The organism is Komagataeibacter sp. FNDCR2 (assembly GCF_021295395.1).
Taxonomy (GTDB): Bacteria; Pseudomonadota; Alphaproteobacteria; order Acetobacterales; family Acetobacteraceae; genus Komagataeibacter.
In genome coordinates, this window is sequence record NZ_JAIWOU010000001.1 from 2,614,864 (window position 1) to 2,629,451 (window position 14,588).

Genomic DNA, 14,588 nt, shown 5'->3' on the forward strand with positions numbered 1-14,588 from the left:
AAGATATCCGCCTGCCATGCCCGCCGGGCAGCCGCGCGGGCCCTTTATGCCGGACCGCAGGGTCCATTACCGTTTGTTGGGAAGCCGAAGCCGCATGTCAGACAGTCTGTTCGCCCGTTACCTCTCGCATGTGCGCGACGCGCTGCGCCAGATCATGCCCGATCTGCCGGGTGCGATGCTGGACCGGGTCGAAGTCACCCCCACCCGTGACCCCGCCCATGGGGATCTGGCCACCAACGCGGCGCTGGTCATTTCCAAGGCCGCACGCCGCCGCCCGGCCGAGATCGCGGCCGAACTGGCCACCGTGCTGGCGGGCGTGCCCGGTATCGCACGCGCGGAAGTGGCGGGGCCGGGCTTCGTCAACATGACGCTTGCCGCCAGCGTATGGCAGGACGTGGCGCGCGAGGTGCTGGAAGCGGGCGAGGAGTACGGCCGTGGCACGGCGGGCCGGGGCGTGAAGGTGAATGTGGAGTATGTCTCCGCCAACCCGACCGGGCCGATGCATGTCGGCCATTGCCGCGGGGCCGTGGTGGGCGACGTGCTGGCCAACCTGCTGGCCAAGGCCGGATATACGGTCACGAAGGAATATTACATCAACGACGCGGGCGCGCAGGTCATCGCGCTGGCCTGGGCGGCCTACTGGCGCTACCTGCAGGTGCTCGGCACCCGCATGACGCAGGAAGCCTTCGCCGCCCTTGTTCCCGGCGGCGCGATCCAGTACGGCGGCGACTATCTGGTGCCCGTGGGCGAGGCGCTGGTCAGCCGCCACGGGGGCAGCCTGGCGGCGGCGGACGCGAATCCCGCCGACCCTTCCGTATGGCTTGAGACCGTGAAGGGCGAGACGGTTGATATCATGATGGCCATGATCCGCGAGGATCTGGATGCCCTTGGCGTGCATCACGACGTCTTCACCAGCGAGGCGCGGATTCTGGCCGATGGTGAAACCGACCGCGCCATCGCCCGGCTGGCGGAAAAGGGCCTGATCTACGAAGGCGTGCTGGAGCCGCCCAAGGGCAAGCTGCCCGATGACTGGGAAGCCCGCCCGCAGACGCTGTTCCGCTCCACCGAATTCGGTGATGACGTGGACCGCCCGCTGCGCAAGTCCGATGGGTCGAACACCTATTTCGCCAATGACATCGGCTACCATGCCGACAAGATCCGCCGGGGCGCGGATGTGCTGGTGGATGTGTGGGGGGCCGACCATGGCGGCTACGTCACGCGCATGAAGGCCGCCGTGGCGGCGCTGGCGCATGAGGGCCGCCCGGTGCTCGATGTATTGCTGTGCCAGATCGTGCGCATCGTGCGTGATGGGGAGCCGGTGCGCATGTCCAAGCGCGCCGGGACGTTCGTGACGCTGCGCGACCTGATTGACGAGGTCGGTCGTGACGCCGTGCGCTTCACCATGCTGACCCGCAAGGCCGATGCGCAGATGGAATTCGACCTGGACCAGGTCGTGGCGCAGAGCCGCGACAACCCGGTCTTCTATGTGCAGTATGCCCATGCGCGCTGCTGTTCGGTGCTGCGCGCGGCGGCGGGGCTGGCCAATGAAGGCAGGCTGGGTGGCGGCATCACGCCCGCCGAACTGGCCGCGACCGACCTGTCGGGCCTGACGTCGGATGCCGAACTGGCGCTGCTGCAACGCATGGCGCAGTGGCCGCGTATGGTGGAATCCGCCGCCGCCGCGCATGAGCCGCACCGCATTGCGTTCTATCTTAATGAACTGGCGTCCGATTTTCATGCATTGTGGAACCGGGGGCGTGAGGACACGACCCTGCGTTTCATTCAGGAAGATGAGATTGCCACCACCCGCACCAAGCTCGCCCTTGTCGAGGCGACGGCAACCGTGCTGCGTTCGGGCATGAAGGTGCTCGGCGTGCAGCCGGTCGAGGAGATGCGATGACCCCTGAAAACTCCCCCCCCGGCGCGACCCCGCCGGATGATGGCGGCCGCAACCCGGCGGCCCCCGATCCCTACATGGCGTCGGGCAACCGCGCGCGTGAACGCATGGGGGCGGATTCCAACCCCGATCTGGACCCGCGCCGCCCCATGGAACCCTCCGAGGGCACGCGCCCGCGCGCATCCGCCGGCAGGGCGGGGCTGGATGTCCGCGCCCTGCTGGCGCGGATGGCGGGCAGCAACCTGCTGGGAACCGACCCCATGACCCGCAGGCTGGTCTATGGCGCGGCGGGGCTGGGTGGCGTGCTGGTGGTGGCGATCGGGGGGTGGTCGCTGTTCGGCCATCATCAGGGCGGGATTCCCGTGCTGGGCCCGCCGCCGGGTCCGGTGCGGGTCAAGCCCGCCGATCCGGGCGGGATGCAGATTCTGGGCGCGGCGGACGGCATGTCGGCGGATGGCGGGGTGATGCGCCTGTCACCGCCGCCCGAACAGCCGCAGCCCGACGCCATGGCGCGCCAGTATGGCCAGAATGCGGGTGCGGATACCCCTCCCGCCCCCAATGGCGGGAATAATGGCGGGAACGTCGCGGCCCCACCCCCCGCGCCTTCCGCCACGCCCCCGGCGGCGGTTGCGCCCACGCCGCCGCCCGCCACGGCCCCTGTGGCGCCCGCGCCCGCGCCGTTGCCCGCGCCACAGGCCGAAGCCCCGGCTCCCGCCCACCTGCCGCCGCCCGTGCCGCGCGCGCTGAATACGGGCGATGGGGCATATGGCGTGCAGCTTGCGGCGCTGGATACACAGGCGGCGGCCATGAAAAGCTGGAACAGCCTGACCAGCCGCTACCCCGGCGTGTTTGGTGACTACAGGCCCGCCGTGGTGAAGGCGGAGCGCAATGGCCGGACCTTCTACCGGCTGCGGATCAGGGGGCTGGACAGGGCGCAGGCCACGGCGCTGTGCGCGAAAGTCAGGGCGAAAAGCCTGCCGTGTGACCCGGTTCATTCCTGAGCATGACGGCGCGCGCACCAGCGGGCAGGGGAAGTGGTGACAGGGGATAGCGCCATCCCCGCCCCATCCACGGTCATGACGACCGCGCCCGTCGTGTATCTGGAGGGGTTCGAGGGGCCGATGGACCTGCTTCTGGAACTGGCGCGGGCGCAGAAGGTGGATCTGTGGCGCATTTCCATCCTGCAGGTGGTGGAGCAGTTCCTGGCTGTCGTGCGTTCGGCGCAGCGTGTCCGGCTGGAACTGGCGGCGGACTGGCTGGTCATGGCGGCATGGCTGGCATGGCTCAAGTCACGCCTGCTCCTGCCCGAGGACGACGCCGAAGCCACCGATGCCGAGGAAGCCGCCGCCCTGCTGCATGAGCGGCTGCTGGAACTCGAACGCATGGTCCAGCTTGGCCGCTGGCTGGCCGGGCGGCCCCAGTTGGGTCACGATGTTTTCGGGCGCGGGGCGGGGGAAAGCCTGGTGGCCATTGACCGTTCGGGGCTGGCGGTCGATGTGCCGCAGCTCATGCGCGGTTACATGGCGGCCATGCGGCGGCGGGCGCGCAAATCCGTCTATCAGCCGCGCGTTCTGCGTTTCTGGACCGTGCAGGATGCGCTGGAACGGCTGCGGCGCATGCTGGGCGGGGTCAATGACCCGGCGCGGTGGTGCGGGCTGGAGCGGTTCATGCCCGACCTGCCACCCCCGTCCGACGCGACGGAGGGAATGGTGGAGACCGGCCGCCGCGCCGCTGTCGCGGGCACGCTGCTCGCCAGCCTTGAAATGGCGCGCGATGGCAGGATCGAACTGCAGCAGGCCGCGCAGTTCGGCCGTATCCTGCTGCGTGAACGTAGGGATGATGCCGCAATGACGGAACCGGAAGGGGAACTGGACTGATGAACGATACGCCCCAACAGCCCGGGCAGGACATGCCGGAAAGCAGGGAAGCCGGTGCGGACATAAAGGTGCGGGAGTTTTCCATCCGGCTGGTGGAAGCCCTGATTTTTGCCCGCGCCGATCCGCTCAGCACCCGCGCCGTGGCCGAGGTGCTGAGCGCGCAGGGCGGTGTCCCGCATGATGTGGCGGATCGGGACGCCTATGTCGCGGCGACGCTGGCGGCGCTGGTCGCGCGGTATGCCGGGCGTGGCGTCGTGCTGGTGGAAGTGGCGGGGGGCTGGCAGTTCCGCACCGCGCCGGATCTTGCGTCCCGGCTGACCCGCGTGATGCCGCGCCCGCGCAGGCTGGCGCGTTCGACCATGGAAACGCTGGCCATCATCGCCTATCACCAGCCCTGCACCCGTGCCGAGATCGAGGAAATCCGCGGCGTAAGCCTGAGCCAGCAGGTGCTTGATACCTTGCTGGAGGCGGAACTCGTCATGCCGCTGGGCCGCAAGGAAGTGCCGGGGCGGCCCATCCTGTGGGGGACATCGTCCGGGTTCCTGCGGCATTTTGGCCTCAAGGATCTGGGCGATCTGCCCCGGCGGGAGGAACTGCTGGTGGAAGTGCCCGATACCGACCCCGAGGTTCCTGACCCGCCCGTGTCATGATAGGTGTGCGGGAAGCTGTGCTAGGATACGGGGGCGCGCCGGTGGCGCAATGCCCCGGCGGTGGTGAAGGATACAGGGTTCATGTTCGATTTCGCGTGGTCTGAATTTGCCCTGGTCGGGGTGGTGGGCCTGTTGCTGATCGGCCCGAAGGACATGCCCGTCGCCATCCGCACGGTTACCGGCCTTATCCGGAAGGCGCGGGGGCTGGCTACCGAATTCCAGTCCCATGTGGATGAAATGGTGCGCGAGGCGGATCTGACCGAAGCGCGTGACCAGCTTGGCCAGCTCCGGCGGCTGAACGTGCGCGACAAGATCATGAAGGCCATTGACGGCGACGGCACGCTGCGCCGCACGCTTGACGAGCGGCCGCTCGCGCCGGTCGTGACCCCGCCGCCGGGGCCGCCTGCCACGGACATGCCCGAACGGACGCTGCCCCCCCTTCATCATATCCCCCCCCTGATGGATATGGCGCAGGACGTGGCCGATGCAGGCGAGCGGGTCGACGCCCCTGATTTCCTGCCGCCGCGCACGGCACGGCGCATCGCGGCCGAGATGCCCCATCTTTCCCCGCCCGCCTTCCTGCCGCCGGTAAGGGTGATCCATGCAGGGCGGCGCATTTCCGTTGCGGCGGGCGGGCAGGACCAGTAACGCGATGGACGCAGGAGACAGGCCCCTGAACGAGGATTCGATCAACGACCAGCCCATGCCGCTGCTTGAGCATCTGGTCGAGCTGCGGCGCAGGCTGCTGTGGTCCATGGCGACCTTCGTGGTGTGTTTTGCCATCTGTTACTATTATTCGGAACAGATCTATTTCTTCCTGGCCCGGCCGCTCGGCGCCATCATGCGCCAGAAGGGCGAACAGCCGCACCTGATCTACACCGCGCTGTACGAGGCTTTTTTCACCTACATGAAGGTCGCCTTCTTCGGCGCGGCCTGCCTGTCCTTTCCCATGATCGCGGTGCAGGCGTGGATATTCATCGCCCCGGGGCTGTACCGGAGCGAGAAGCGCGCCTTCGCCCCGTTTCTTGTCGCGACACCGGTCATGTTCGCCATAGGGGCGGCGCTGGCCTATTATTTCATCTTCCCCGCCGCGTGGAAGTTCTTCCTGTCGTTCCAGACGGCGGACGGGCAGGACGGCCTCCAGATCGAACTGCAGGCCAAGGTGTCGGAATACCTGTCACTGGTCATGAAGCTGATCCTGGCCTTCGGCATGGCGTTCGAACTGCCGGTGGTGCTGACGCTGCTGGCGCGTGTGGGGCTGGTCACGTCCAGGGGGCTGGCGCGGGTGCGGCGTTACGCCTATGTGGGCGCGTTTGTCGTCGCCGCCATCCTGACCCCGCCCGACGTGATTACCCAGACCGGGCTGGCCGTGCCGCTGATCGGGCTGTACGAGATTTCCATCCTTTGCGCCCGCCTTGTCGAGCCGCGCAATCCGCCTGAAGAAACCGAGGAGACGACCTGATGCATGACCTGCGCGCCCTCCGCGCCGATCCGGAGGGTTTTGACGCCGCCCTGAAGCGACGCGGCGAGCCCGCCGTGGCCACCGCCCTGCTGCTGCTGGATCGTGAGCGCCGCGCCGCCGAGACGGCCCTGCAGGAACTTCAGGCCCGCCGCAAGCAGATCTCGAAGGAAATCGGGGCGCTGCGCAGGACCGGCGCCGACAGTTCCGCTCTCGAGGCCGAGGTGGCGTGCGCCAAGGCGCGCATGGAGGCGTTCCAGACCCAGGTGGACGACCTCGACAGTCGTATCCGCGGCACGCTGGAGCGCCTGCCCAACCGGCTGGACGCCAGCGTGCCGGACGGGGCGGACGAGAGCGCCAACGTGGTGGTCCACCAGCATGGCGCGCTACGGGAATTCCCGTTCACGCCGCGCGAGCATTTCGAACTGGGCGAGGCGCTCGGCCTCATGGATTTCGAGACCGCGTCCCGCCTGTCCGGCGCGCGCTTCGTGGTGCTGCGCGGGCAGCTTGCGCGCATGGAACGCGCGCTGGGCCAGTTCATGCTCGACCTGCATACGGGTGAGAACGGTTACGTGGAAACCAACGTGCCCGTTCTGGTCAATAACGAGGCCATGTACGGCACCGACAAGCTGCCCAAATTCGCCGACCAGTCCTTCCGCACCGAAGATGGCCGCTGGCTGATCCCCACGGCGGAAGTGCCGCTGACCGCCAGCATCGCGGGCCAGATCCTGCCCGCAGGCGAACTGCCCCGGCGCAATGTCGCCCTGTCCTCATGCTTCCGTAGCGAGGCAGGGGCCGCCGGGCGCGATACGCGCGGGATGCTGCGCCAGCACCAGTTCCAGAAGGTGGAGATGGTCAGCATCACCACGCCCGAGGAAAGTGACGCCGAACTCGAACGCATGACTCGCTGCGCCGAGATGGTGCTGGAGCGGCTGGGCGTTCCCTATCGCCGCATGCAGCTCTGCGCGGGGGATACCGGCTTTGGCGCGGCCAGGACATTCGACCTGGAGGCCTGGCTGCCGGGGCAGAAGGCGTGGCGCGAAATCTCGTCATGTTCCACCACGCGCGACTTTCAGGCCCGGCGCATGAATGCCCGCTACCGCGCGGCGGATGGCAAGCCCGCCTTTGTCCATACCCTGAACGGCTCGGGGCTGGCGGTGGGGCGCACGCTGATCGCGGTGATGGAAAACTACCAGAACGAAGATGGCAGCATTACCGTGCCCGACGTGCTGCGGCCCTATATGGGGGGCGTGGAGGTTATCCGCGCGGGCTGAGCCTCAGTAAATCATAAGAAAGTTTTTGGTGAAGCTTTTTTCAAAAAGCTTCGGGAAACGCCGCCTTTTTGAAAAAAAAAGACGGCGCCCGAAAATTTTTGTTTTTCTTATCAACAGGTTATTTTCAAACAGCTTCCAGCCCCAGAAACTAGCGCCGCCTGCGCGCGGGGCGCCTGCCCTGCGGCGGGGCGTCGCGGTTGCGACGGCCCAGCGGATTGGCCCGGGCATCCGGGCTGAAAGGGGAGGTACGCGGCGCGCGGGCGCGGATGCTCTGCTGGCGCAGCACATCCTCGATCCAGTCATTCAGGCGCGCGGTCGTGGCTTCGGCGTCCTCACGGTTCACGTAAGCCTCGGGGAAGCGCAGCGCCAGCCACCGCCATGCCACCAGCCGCTTGTGCCGCTTTTCCGCCCGCTCCAGTTCCGTGCGCTCGGCGCGTTCCGGCGCGGGCAGGCGGCCCGTTCCGGGCGGTGGCACGGCATTGCCCGCCGCATGGTCGGCCGCCCAGTGCACAAGGCGCTCGATGCCGTTGTCGCGGTCATCCACCGGGCACATGGCATAGACCCAGCGTTGCGCCAGCGTCAGGTCCGCCACCCCTTCCAGCGCCGTGGCGATGGCGAAGGCCTGTTCCATGTTGGCCAGGCGGTAATTCGGGTCATCGCGCCGCAGCACCGCGCGGCGGATGCGCACCAGCACGCCGAACAGGCTGTCGGATCCGATCTCGGCGGCCACGGCCTGCACGATGTCGGCATCGGGCTGGACCTGCGGGCGCATATCCTCGATCGGCTGCGGGGGGGCGGCCAGCATGGCGTGGATGAAGGACGGGCTGCCCACACCCTCCAGCACGGCGACGACACCCTGTTCATGCTTGCCGTAGCGCCCGGCGCGGCCACCGATCTGCTTGACTTCCTGCGGGTTCAGGTCGCGTGTCTGGGTGCCGTCATATTTGCGCAGCGCCGCGAAGATGACGCGCCGTATGGTCAGGTTCAGCCCCATGCCGATGGCGTCGGTCGCGATCAGGATATCCGCGTCGCCACTGTTGAAACGCTGGGCTTCCGCGCGGCGGACCTCGGGGCTGAGCGCACCGTACACCACGGCCACGCGCTTGCCATGCGCCAGGAGCATGGCGCGCAGGTCCAGCACCTCGCGCCGTGAAAAGGCGATCAGCGCATCGTGCTTTTGCAGTTCATGCACGCTTACGGCGCGTTCGGCGGCGACCAGCGGGCTTTTGCGTTCAAGCCGGATTTCATCGACCGGGTCGCCGCACAGTTCCGCAATGCGCCGCACCATGGGAATGCAGTCCGGCGCGCCCAGCACGAACAGGTGGCGCGCGGGCGCGCCCATGATCGCCGCCGTCCAGGCCGCGCCCCGGTCGGGGTCGGTCAGCATCTGGGCTTCGTCGATGATGGCGACATCCACGGGGTTGTGCAGCGGGCACATCTCCACCGTCGCGGCCAGGTGGCGGCTGCCGGGCACATCGATGCGTTCTTCCCCCGTAGCGAGCGAGGTCGGCACGCCGCGCGCCATCAGCGACTCGCGGAACTCATGGGCCAGCAGGCGCAGCGGGGCCAGCGCCAGCCCGCTTTCGGCCGCCGCCAGCGCATCGAGCGCGGTATGGGACTTGCCGCTGTTGGTCGGCCCCGTGACCAGCGTTATGCGGCGTTTGAGCGCGCGCGCGGTGCGAAAATGCGCGGCGTAGCGGTCAAGTGCCGCGACCTGCGCGATCACGGCATTGCCCACGCGCCGGTTGCCCAGGTCGGGGGCCAGCGGCGTGCGGGCCGGGCCTTCGGCGCTGTCGCGACGCCACTGGGGCAGGTTCTGGCGCAGGGCCATGAGCTCGGCGGGATCGAACTCCCAGCGTTCCTGGCCGCCGGGCTGGGGCACGCGGCGGGCGACGGGCAGGCGGTTTTCGGCAATCCAGCGCAGCGCCTCGCGCTGGGAACAGCGCAGCAGGCCGGGCACGTCGGTAAAGGGGACAAGGCTCTTTTCCCACGCGCGCAGGCGCTGGACTTCCTCGCGCCGGCGGGTGCGGGCCGTGTCCTCTATCTGCGCGTCGCGGTCCCTGCGGCTGCTTTCCTCCCGTTCCAGTTCAGTGGCGAACACATCGGCGTCGGGCAGGGCGAAGGCGTCCGCCACGGCAAGGGCGAGCGTGCGCAGCTCGGCAGGCGACAGCACGCGCCCGGTTCCGTCGAACAGGTCGGCGCGCAGGTTGTCCACCGCCGCGCGCGGCGTCTCGCCCTGGGCGCGCAGCCTGTGTTCCAGCACGGGGGCCAGGGCCGCGAGCAGGCAGGCGTCATCGGGTTCGGGGTCCTGTACCGCCGTGGCCGCGGCCTCCGCATCGGCGCGGGTCACCCATACCTTGCCCGCGCGGCGGGTCAGGTCCATGAGACGCGACCCCCACGGCTTGCGCCGGACGGTACACAGCGCGGCGCGGAAGGCGGCGTCCCCTATCCGCTCCGCGCCGGGTTGCAGCATGCGCGCGATCACGCGCTCCAGCTTCGGGCGTTCGCGGTTTTCAACATGCAGCCCGCTGGATGCGATCGCGGCGTCCAGCGCCAGCAGGGCCGGGGCGGCCCGGTCGGGGAATTCTGAGGTCATCTAGCCTATGTGCGTCATCTGCGCGGCGGGGACAATGGACTCAGTACTTGCATCAATACCGGAAATCATTGAATAGAAACCCGCATCGTACACGTGTGACGTGACATGAGCGCCCCGGCATGGGCATTGTGCGGTGAATTCAGCTTCCCGTGGCGCGTGATATATTTGTTTGTGCTGGAATTCCACGCCGTGGATGGCCTAGACATTCCCGCCTCAGCCACGCAGTGGCGGCGGCCGCATGTTTCAGGACATCCTGTGCCTGCGTTCTGTCCAGCCGGGAGAGTGATAACCTGATGTCCGATACGTTGATTATGCCAACTTCCGAAACCATGCTCACGGGACTCGCACCCGTGGAAGGGCAGGAAGGCGTGTTCCACCTCGCCGCGCCGAGCAAGGAATACGGTCACCTGAACGCGGAAACCGTCCTGTCGGTTCACCACTGGACGGACCGGCTGTTCAGCTTCACCACCACCCGCGACCCCGCGCTGCGCTTCGAGAACGGCCAGTTCACGATGATCGGCATCGAGGTCGAGGGCAAGCCGCTGCTGCGCGCCTACAGCATCGCCAGCGCCAATTACGAGGACCATCTCGAATTCCTGTCCATCGCGGTGCCTGACGGCCCGCTGACCTCGCGCCTGCGCCATGTGAAGGTGGGGGACAAGGTGCTGATCGGCCGCAAGCCGGTGGGCACCCTGCTGCTTGATAACCTGCGTCCGGGCCGCAACCTGTATTTCCTGTCCACCGGCACGGGGCTCGCGCCCTTCATGAGCCTGATCAAGGACCCGGAATGCTATGACCGGTACGAGCATGTGATCCTGAGCCACACGGTCCGTATTTCGGGTGAGCTGGCCTATTCCAACCACATCCGCCATGAACTGCCCGAGCATGAATTCCTGGGTGAGGACGTGGCGGGCAAGCTGCTGTACTACCCCGCCGTCACGCGCGAGGAATTCGCCGTGACCGACCGTATCACCAAGCTGATCGAGACGGGCAAGATCTTTACGGACCTGAACATCCCCGCCCTCGACCCCGAGCATGACCGTGTCATGATCTGCGGTTCGCCGGAGATGCTGGCCGATACGGAAAAGATGTTGCAGGACCGCGGGTTCGATGAAGGCAACAACTCCCACCCCGGCGCCTATGTGGTGGAAAAGGCGTTCGCCGAACGCTGATTGACCCGTGTCCCGGCCCCTGACTGGCGGCCGGGACCTATTTCACCGGGGCCGCATCCATGCGTTGCAGTCCCTTGCCGGAATGGCGTGTGCTGGCTCGTCTTTCCGGCCGAGACAGGATGCGCAACTGGCATGAGTTATGATTTTGATCTGTTCGTCATCGGCGCGGGTTCCGGCGGGGTGCGGTGCGCGCGCATCGCGGCGGGCCATGGCGCCCGCGTGGCGGTGGCGGAAAGCCGCCACTGGGGCGGCACCTGCGTCAATCTGGGCTGCGTGCCCAAGAAGCTCATGGTCCAGGCCAGCGATTATGGCGACTGGGTGGATGACAGCCACGGCTTCGGCTGGAGCACCCGGCGCGGGCACAATGACTGGGCGGAACTGATCGCCGCCAAGGACCACGAGATCGCCCGCCTCAACGGCATCTACATCTCCATGCTGGAAAAGGCGGATGTGGCCCTGTTCACCGGCCATGCCACCATCGAGGACGCGCATACCCTGCGTATCGACCCATCCCCCCTGGCGCCCGACGCGGCCCCCCGGCGGGTGACGGCGCAGCGGATCGTCATTGCCGTCGGCTCCACGCCCACCATGCCCGCCATACCTGGTATCGGGCATGCCATCTCATCCGATCAGGCGTTCCACCTCAAGGCGCGGCCCGCGCGGGTGTGCATGGTGGGGGGCGGTTATATCGGCGTGGAATTCGCCGGGATTTTCCGTGGCCTCGGCTCCGAGGTGGATCTGGTCTACCGGCAGAACCTGCCGCTGCGCGGTTTCGATTCCGACCTGCGCCACGCCCTGCACGACGCCATCGACCTGCGCGGCATCCGCCAGCACGCCGGTGTCTCCCCCACCGCCATCGACCGGCTGGAGGATGACACCTTCGCCGTGACGCTGGACAACGGCACGCGCATCGTGACCGACTGCGTGTTCTTCGCGACGGGCCGCCACCCGAAGGTGACCGGCCTGGGGCTGATCGAGGCGGGTATCGCCACGCAGGAAAACGGGCGCATCATCGTCGATGCCAACAGCGAGACATCGGTGCCCGGCATCTACGCCATCGGCGATGCGACCAACCGGCTGAACCTGACCCCCGTCGCCATTGCGGAGGGGCATATCCTGGCCGACCGGCTTTTCGGGACCACGCCGCCCCGGCAGTGGTCCTTTGACACCACGCCCAAGGCGGTGTTCTTCACCCCCACGCTGGCCAGTGTCGGCCAGACGGAGGCGGAAGCCGCGCAGCATGGCGATGTGGATGTGTATGTCAGCCGCTTCCGCCCCATGCGCAATACACTGAGCGGGCGCGAACAGCGGACCTACATGAAACTGGTGGTCGATCAGGCCAGCCAGATCGTGCGCGGCGCCCACATGCTGGGCGATGACGCGCCGGAAATCATGCAGGGACTGGCCATTGCGGTGACGGGCGAACTGACGAAGGCCGACTGGGACCGCACCATTGGCATCCATCCCACCGCGGCGGAGGAATTCGTGACCATGCGCACCCGCACCCGGGTAACGCCGCGCAGCGCGGGCTGAAACGCCAGGGACGCCACGGCTGAAAAACCGTTGCCAGCTTCATGCCGGCAGCGGTTTTTTTTCATTCAGCGCGGGGCGACCCAGCCATTGCCGGTGGAATCGCCAAGCTGGCCGTCACCGTTGATGCCGCTGCTCTGGTAGGCGCTGCCGAAGCGTGACAGGTCCGTGCCTGTAACGGAATCACGATGCACATGTTCCAGATGGTCGGGGTCCGGCCCATGGTTCAGTTCCATGGACGGCGCTTCCTCATAACCGGGGGGAAGGTGGCCGCGCTGACCATGGACGGTCATCCTGTCCTCGCTCTGGCTGTTGTCGTCCGTATCCGCCGGCGCGGCCCATGCGGTCACGCTGAACAGGCACAGCCCTGCTGACAGGGCGGTTAAGAGTTTCCCACGTGACGTGGCCATGATCCGTAATCCTTTTACCTGTAGGGTGCAGCATGCCAATCCCGCTTCCCGCGGGGAAGTCCCGGCGTGGCAGGCCAACCCTGTTTCTTTTACATAATGGGGACTGAAGGCGGGAATGCGACCATAAACCGTATGGATGCGGGCCGTCTGTGGCCACAATGCAACATCTGCCGCCCACGGGCGGCGGCCAATAGTGCGTGGCGCCAAGAACAGGCTTTGCCATACCGCGCTTTTTTCGACATAAAGGCTCCCCTTCCGCCACAGGCGGGGATTGTTTTGTATCCAGAGGAATTAGGATCCGACCCATGAGTGCGACGCACAGCCCCAACAGTTCTTCCCGGCAGGCCTGGACGCCGGAGAGCTGGCGGTCGTTTCCGGCGCGGCAGATGCCGCGATACCCCGATGGGACAGCCCTTGAGGCCGTGGAATCCCGCCTGCGCCGCTACCCGCCGCTGGTCTTCGCCGGGGAGGCACGGCGCCTGCGCGCGCATCTGGCCAAGGCGGCCCGGGGGCAGGCCTTCGTGCTGCAGGGCGGCGCGTGCGCCGAAAGCTTCAGTGAATTCACCGCCGACATCGTGCGCGACACCTTCCGTGTGCTGTTGCAGATGGCGGTGGTCCTGACCTTCGGGGCGAAGGTTCCGGTCATCAAGATCGGGCGCATGGCGGGGCAGTACGCCAAGCCGCGTTCCGCCGATACCGAAACGAAGGACGGCGTGACCCTGCCGTCCTACCGTGGCGACATCATCAACGGCTCCGACTTTACCGAAGCCGCGCGCGTGCCCGATCCCGTACGGATGGAGACGGGGTATTTCCAGTCCGTCGGTACCATGAACCTGCTGCGCGCGTTCGCGGGGGGCGGTTACGCCAACCTGCACGAGGTGCATCGCTGGAATCTCGGCTTCGTGGAGCGTTCGCCACTGGCGCAGCGCTATGGCCAGCTTGCCGAACGCATTGGCGAGACGCTGGATTTCATGGCAGCGTGCGGGCTGACCGCCGCCACCACGCCGCAGATTGACGAGACCGAGTTCTATACCTCGCACGAGGCCCTGCTGCTGCCCTACGAACAGGCGCTGACCCGCATCGATTCGACATCGGGCGAATGGTATGACTGTTCGGCCCATTTCGTCTGGATCGGCGACCGCACCCGCCAGCCCGACGGCGCGCATGTCGAATTCCTGCGTGGCGTGCGCAATCCCATCGGCATCAAGGTCGGCCCCACCACCACCATCAAGGATCTCGAGCAGCTTCTCGACATCCTCAACCCCGAGGACGAAGCCGGTCGCATCTCCCTCATCTCGCGCATGGGGGCGGGCAAGGTGCGCGACCACCTGCCGCCGCTGCTCGAGAAAGTGATGGCCACGGGGCGCACGGTCACATGGCTATGTGACCCGATGCACGGTAACACGAGTTCCACCAGCACGGGCGTCAAGACCCGTTCGTTCGATGCCATCCTGTCCGAAATCCACGGGTTCTTCGATGTGTTCGAAGCCGCGGACGCCAGCCCCGGCGGCGTGCATTTCGAAATGACCGGCCAGAACGTGACGGAATGCATCGGCGGCGCGCATCGCCTGACGGAAGATGACCTGGGTGAGCGCTACGAAACCTTCTGCGACCCGCGCCTGAACGCGGAACAGTCGCTTGAAATGGCGTTTCGCCTGGCCGAAGAACTGAAGACGCGGGTGCGTCATATAGGGGGCGGAGCGCGCTAGTTCCGCCATTGGGG

General features: G+C 67.0%; 12 protein-coding genes. 10 read left to right on the forward strand and 2 right to left on the reverse strand.

Translation table 11 applies throughout. From position 1 onward, the window contains the following. Positions 1 to 94 precede the first annotated feature (94 nt). The 7 genes from LDL28_RS12425 to serS all read left to right on the forward strand — a co-directional run bounded on the left by LDL28_RS12425 (position 95) and on the right by serS (position 7,157). Positions 95 to 1,900, forward strand: a complete 1,806-nt coding sequence (locus LDL28_RS12425; RefSeq protein ID WP_233058826.1) for an arginine--tRNA ligase — start codon at positions 95 to 97, stop codon at positions 1,898 to 1,900. Continuing rightward, positions 1,897 to 2,898, forward strand: coding sequence for an SPOR domain-containing protein (locus tag LDL28_RS12430; RefSeq protein ID WP_233058827.1), 1,002 nt, complete (start codon positions 1,897 to 1,899; stop codon positions 2,896 to 2,898). Before LDL28_RS12425 ends, LDL28_RS12430 begins: the two co-directional genes overlap by 4 nt. 75 nt (positions 2,899 to 2,973) lie before the next feature. After that, complete coding sequence (locus tag LDL28_RS12435) at positions 2,974 to 3,774, forward strand: ScpA family protein (protein WP_233059298.1); 801 nt, start codon at positions 2,974 to 2,976, stop codon at positions 3,772 to 3,774. Further along, complete coding sequence (gene scpB, locus LDL28_RS12440; protein ID WP_233058828.1) at positions 3,774 to 4,424, forward strand: SMC-Scp complex subunit ScpB; 651 nt, start codon at positions 3,774 to 3,776, stop codon at positions 4,422 to 4,424. The genes LDL28_RS12435 and scpB overlap by 1 nt, the downstream gene beginning before the upstream one ends. Positions 4,425 to 4,505: 81 nt before the next feature. Continuing rightward, entirely contained in the window at positions 4,506 to 5,072 is a 567-nt protein-coding gene (gene tatB, locus LDL28_RS12445) for a Sec-independent protein translocase protein TatB (protein ID WP_233058829.1), read from the forward strand. 4 nt (positions 5,073 to 5,076) lie between these two features. Continuing rightward, a complete protein-coding gene (gene tatC / locus LDL28_RS12450; RefSeq protein WP_233058830.1) occupies positions 5,077 to 5,886 on the forward strand; it encodes a twin-arginine translocase subunit TatC in 810 nt (269 codons plus the stop codon). Then, a complete protein-coding gene (gene serS / locus LDL28_RS12455) occupies positions 5,886 to 7,157 on the forward strand; it encodes a serine--tRNA ligase (protein WP_233058831.1) in 1,272 nt (423 codons plus the stop codon). The genes tatC and serS overlap by 1 nt, the downstream gene beginning before the upstream one ends. Before the next feature lie 148 nt (positions 7,158 to 7,305). Here serS and LDL28_RS12460 read toward each other — a convergent pair whose 3' ends face one another. Beyond that, positions 7,306 to 9,753 carry a helicase-related protein gene (locus tag LDL28_RS12460; RefSeq protein WP_233058832.1) on the reverse strand — a complete coding sequence of 816 codons (2,448 nt, stop codon included), beginning with the start codon at positions 9,751 to 9,753 and terminating at the stop codon, positions 7,306 to 7,308. A 293-nt stretch (positions 9,754 to 10,046) separates the two neighbouring features. On the opposite strand from LDL28_RS12460, the gene LDL28_RS12465 reads away from it, so the two are divergent. Together LDL28_RS12465 and gorA are read left to right on the forward strand one after the other, a co-directional pair. Next, positions 10,047 to 10,925, forward strand: coding sequence for a ferredoxin--NADP reductase (locus LDL28_RS12465; protein WP_025813950.1), 879 nt, complete (start codon positions 10,047 to 10,049; stop codon positions 10,923 to 10,925). Between the two features lie 132 nt (positions 10,926 to 11,057). Then, positions 11,058 to 12,458, forward strand: a complete 1,401-nt coding sequence (gorA, locus tag LDL28_RS12470; RefSeq protein ID WP_233058833.1) for a glutathione-disulfide reductase — start codon at positions 11,058 to 11,060, stop codon at positions 12,456 to 12,458. 65 nt (positions 12,459 to 12,523) lie between these two features. Here gorA and LDL28_RS12475 read toward each other — a convergent pair whose 3' ends face one another. Beyond that, positions 12,524 to 12,865, reverse strand: a complete 342-nt coding sequence (locus tag LDL28_RS12475; RefSeq protein WP_233058834.1) for a hypothetical protein — start codon at positions 12,863 to 12,865, stop codon at positions 12,524 to 12,526. A 305-nt stretch (positions 12,866 to 13,170) separates the two neighbouring features. Between LDL28_RS12475 and LDL28_RS12480 the strand changes: the two genes are divergently transcribed. Continuing rightward, positions 13,171 to 14,574 carry a class II 3-deoxy-7-phosphoheptulonate synthase gene (locus LDL28_RS12480; RefSeq protein WP_233058835.1) on the forward strand — a complete coding sequence of 468 codons (1,404 nt, stop codon included), beginning with the start codon at positions 13,171 to 13,173 and terminating at the stop codon, positions 14,572 to 14,574. Positions 14,575 to 14,588: the final 14 nt, after the last annotated feature.

Excerpts from the sequence above, each read along its gene's own strand:
- LDL28_RS12425 (WP_233058826.1), top strand. The coding sequence starts at position 95 with ATGTCAGACAGTCTGTTCGCCCGTTACCTCTCGCATGTGCGCGACGCG.
- LDL28_RS12430 (WP_233058827.1), top strand. The coding sequence starts at position 1,897 with ATGACCCCTGAAAACTCCCCCCCCGGCGCGACCCCGCCGGATGATGGC.
- LDL28_RS12435 (WP_233059298.1), top strand. The coding sequence starts at position 2,974 with ATGACGACCGCGCCCGTCGTGTATCTGGAGGGGTTCGAGGGGCCGATG.
- scpB (WP_233058828.1), top strand. The coding sequence starts at position 3,774 with ATGAACGATACGCCCCAACAGCCCGGGCAGGACATGCCGGAAAGCAGG.
- tatB (WP_233058829.1), top strand. The coding sequence starts at position 4,506 with ATGTTCGATTTCGCGTGGTCTGAATTTGCCCTGGTCGGGGTGGTGGGC.
- tatC (WP_233058830.1), top strand. The coding sequence starts at position 5,077 with ATGGACGCAGGAGACAGGCCCCTGAACGAGGATTCGATCAACGACCAG.
- serS (WP_233058831.1), top strand. The coding sequence starts at position 5,886 with ATGCATGACCTGCGCGCCCTCCGCGCCGATCCGGAGGGTTTTGACGCC.
- LDL28_RS12460 (WP_233058832.1), bottom strand. The coding sequence starts at position 9,753 with ATGACCTCAGAATTCCCCGACCGGGCCGCCCCGGCCCTGCTGGCGCTG.
- LDL28_RS12465 (WP_025813950.1), top strand. The coding sequence starts at position 10,047 with ATGTCCGATACGTTGATTATGCCAACTTCCGAAACCATGCTCACGGGA.
- gorA (WP_233058833.1), top strand. The coding sequence starts at position 11,058 with ATGAGTTATGATTTTGATCTGTTCGTCATCGGCGCGGGTTCCGGCGGG.
- LDL28_RS12475 (WP_233058834.1), bottom strand. The coding sequence starts at position 12,865 with ATGGCCACGTCACGTGGGAAACTCTTAACCGCCCTGTCAGCAGGGCTG.
- LDL28_RS12480 (WP_233058835.1), top strand. The coding sequence starts at position 13,171 with ATGAGTGCGACGCACAGCCCCAACAGTTCTTCCCGGCAGGCCTGGACG.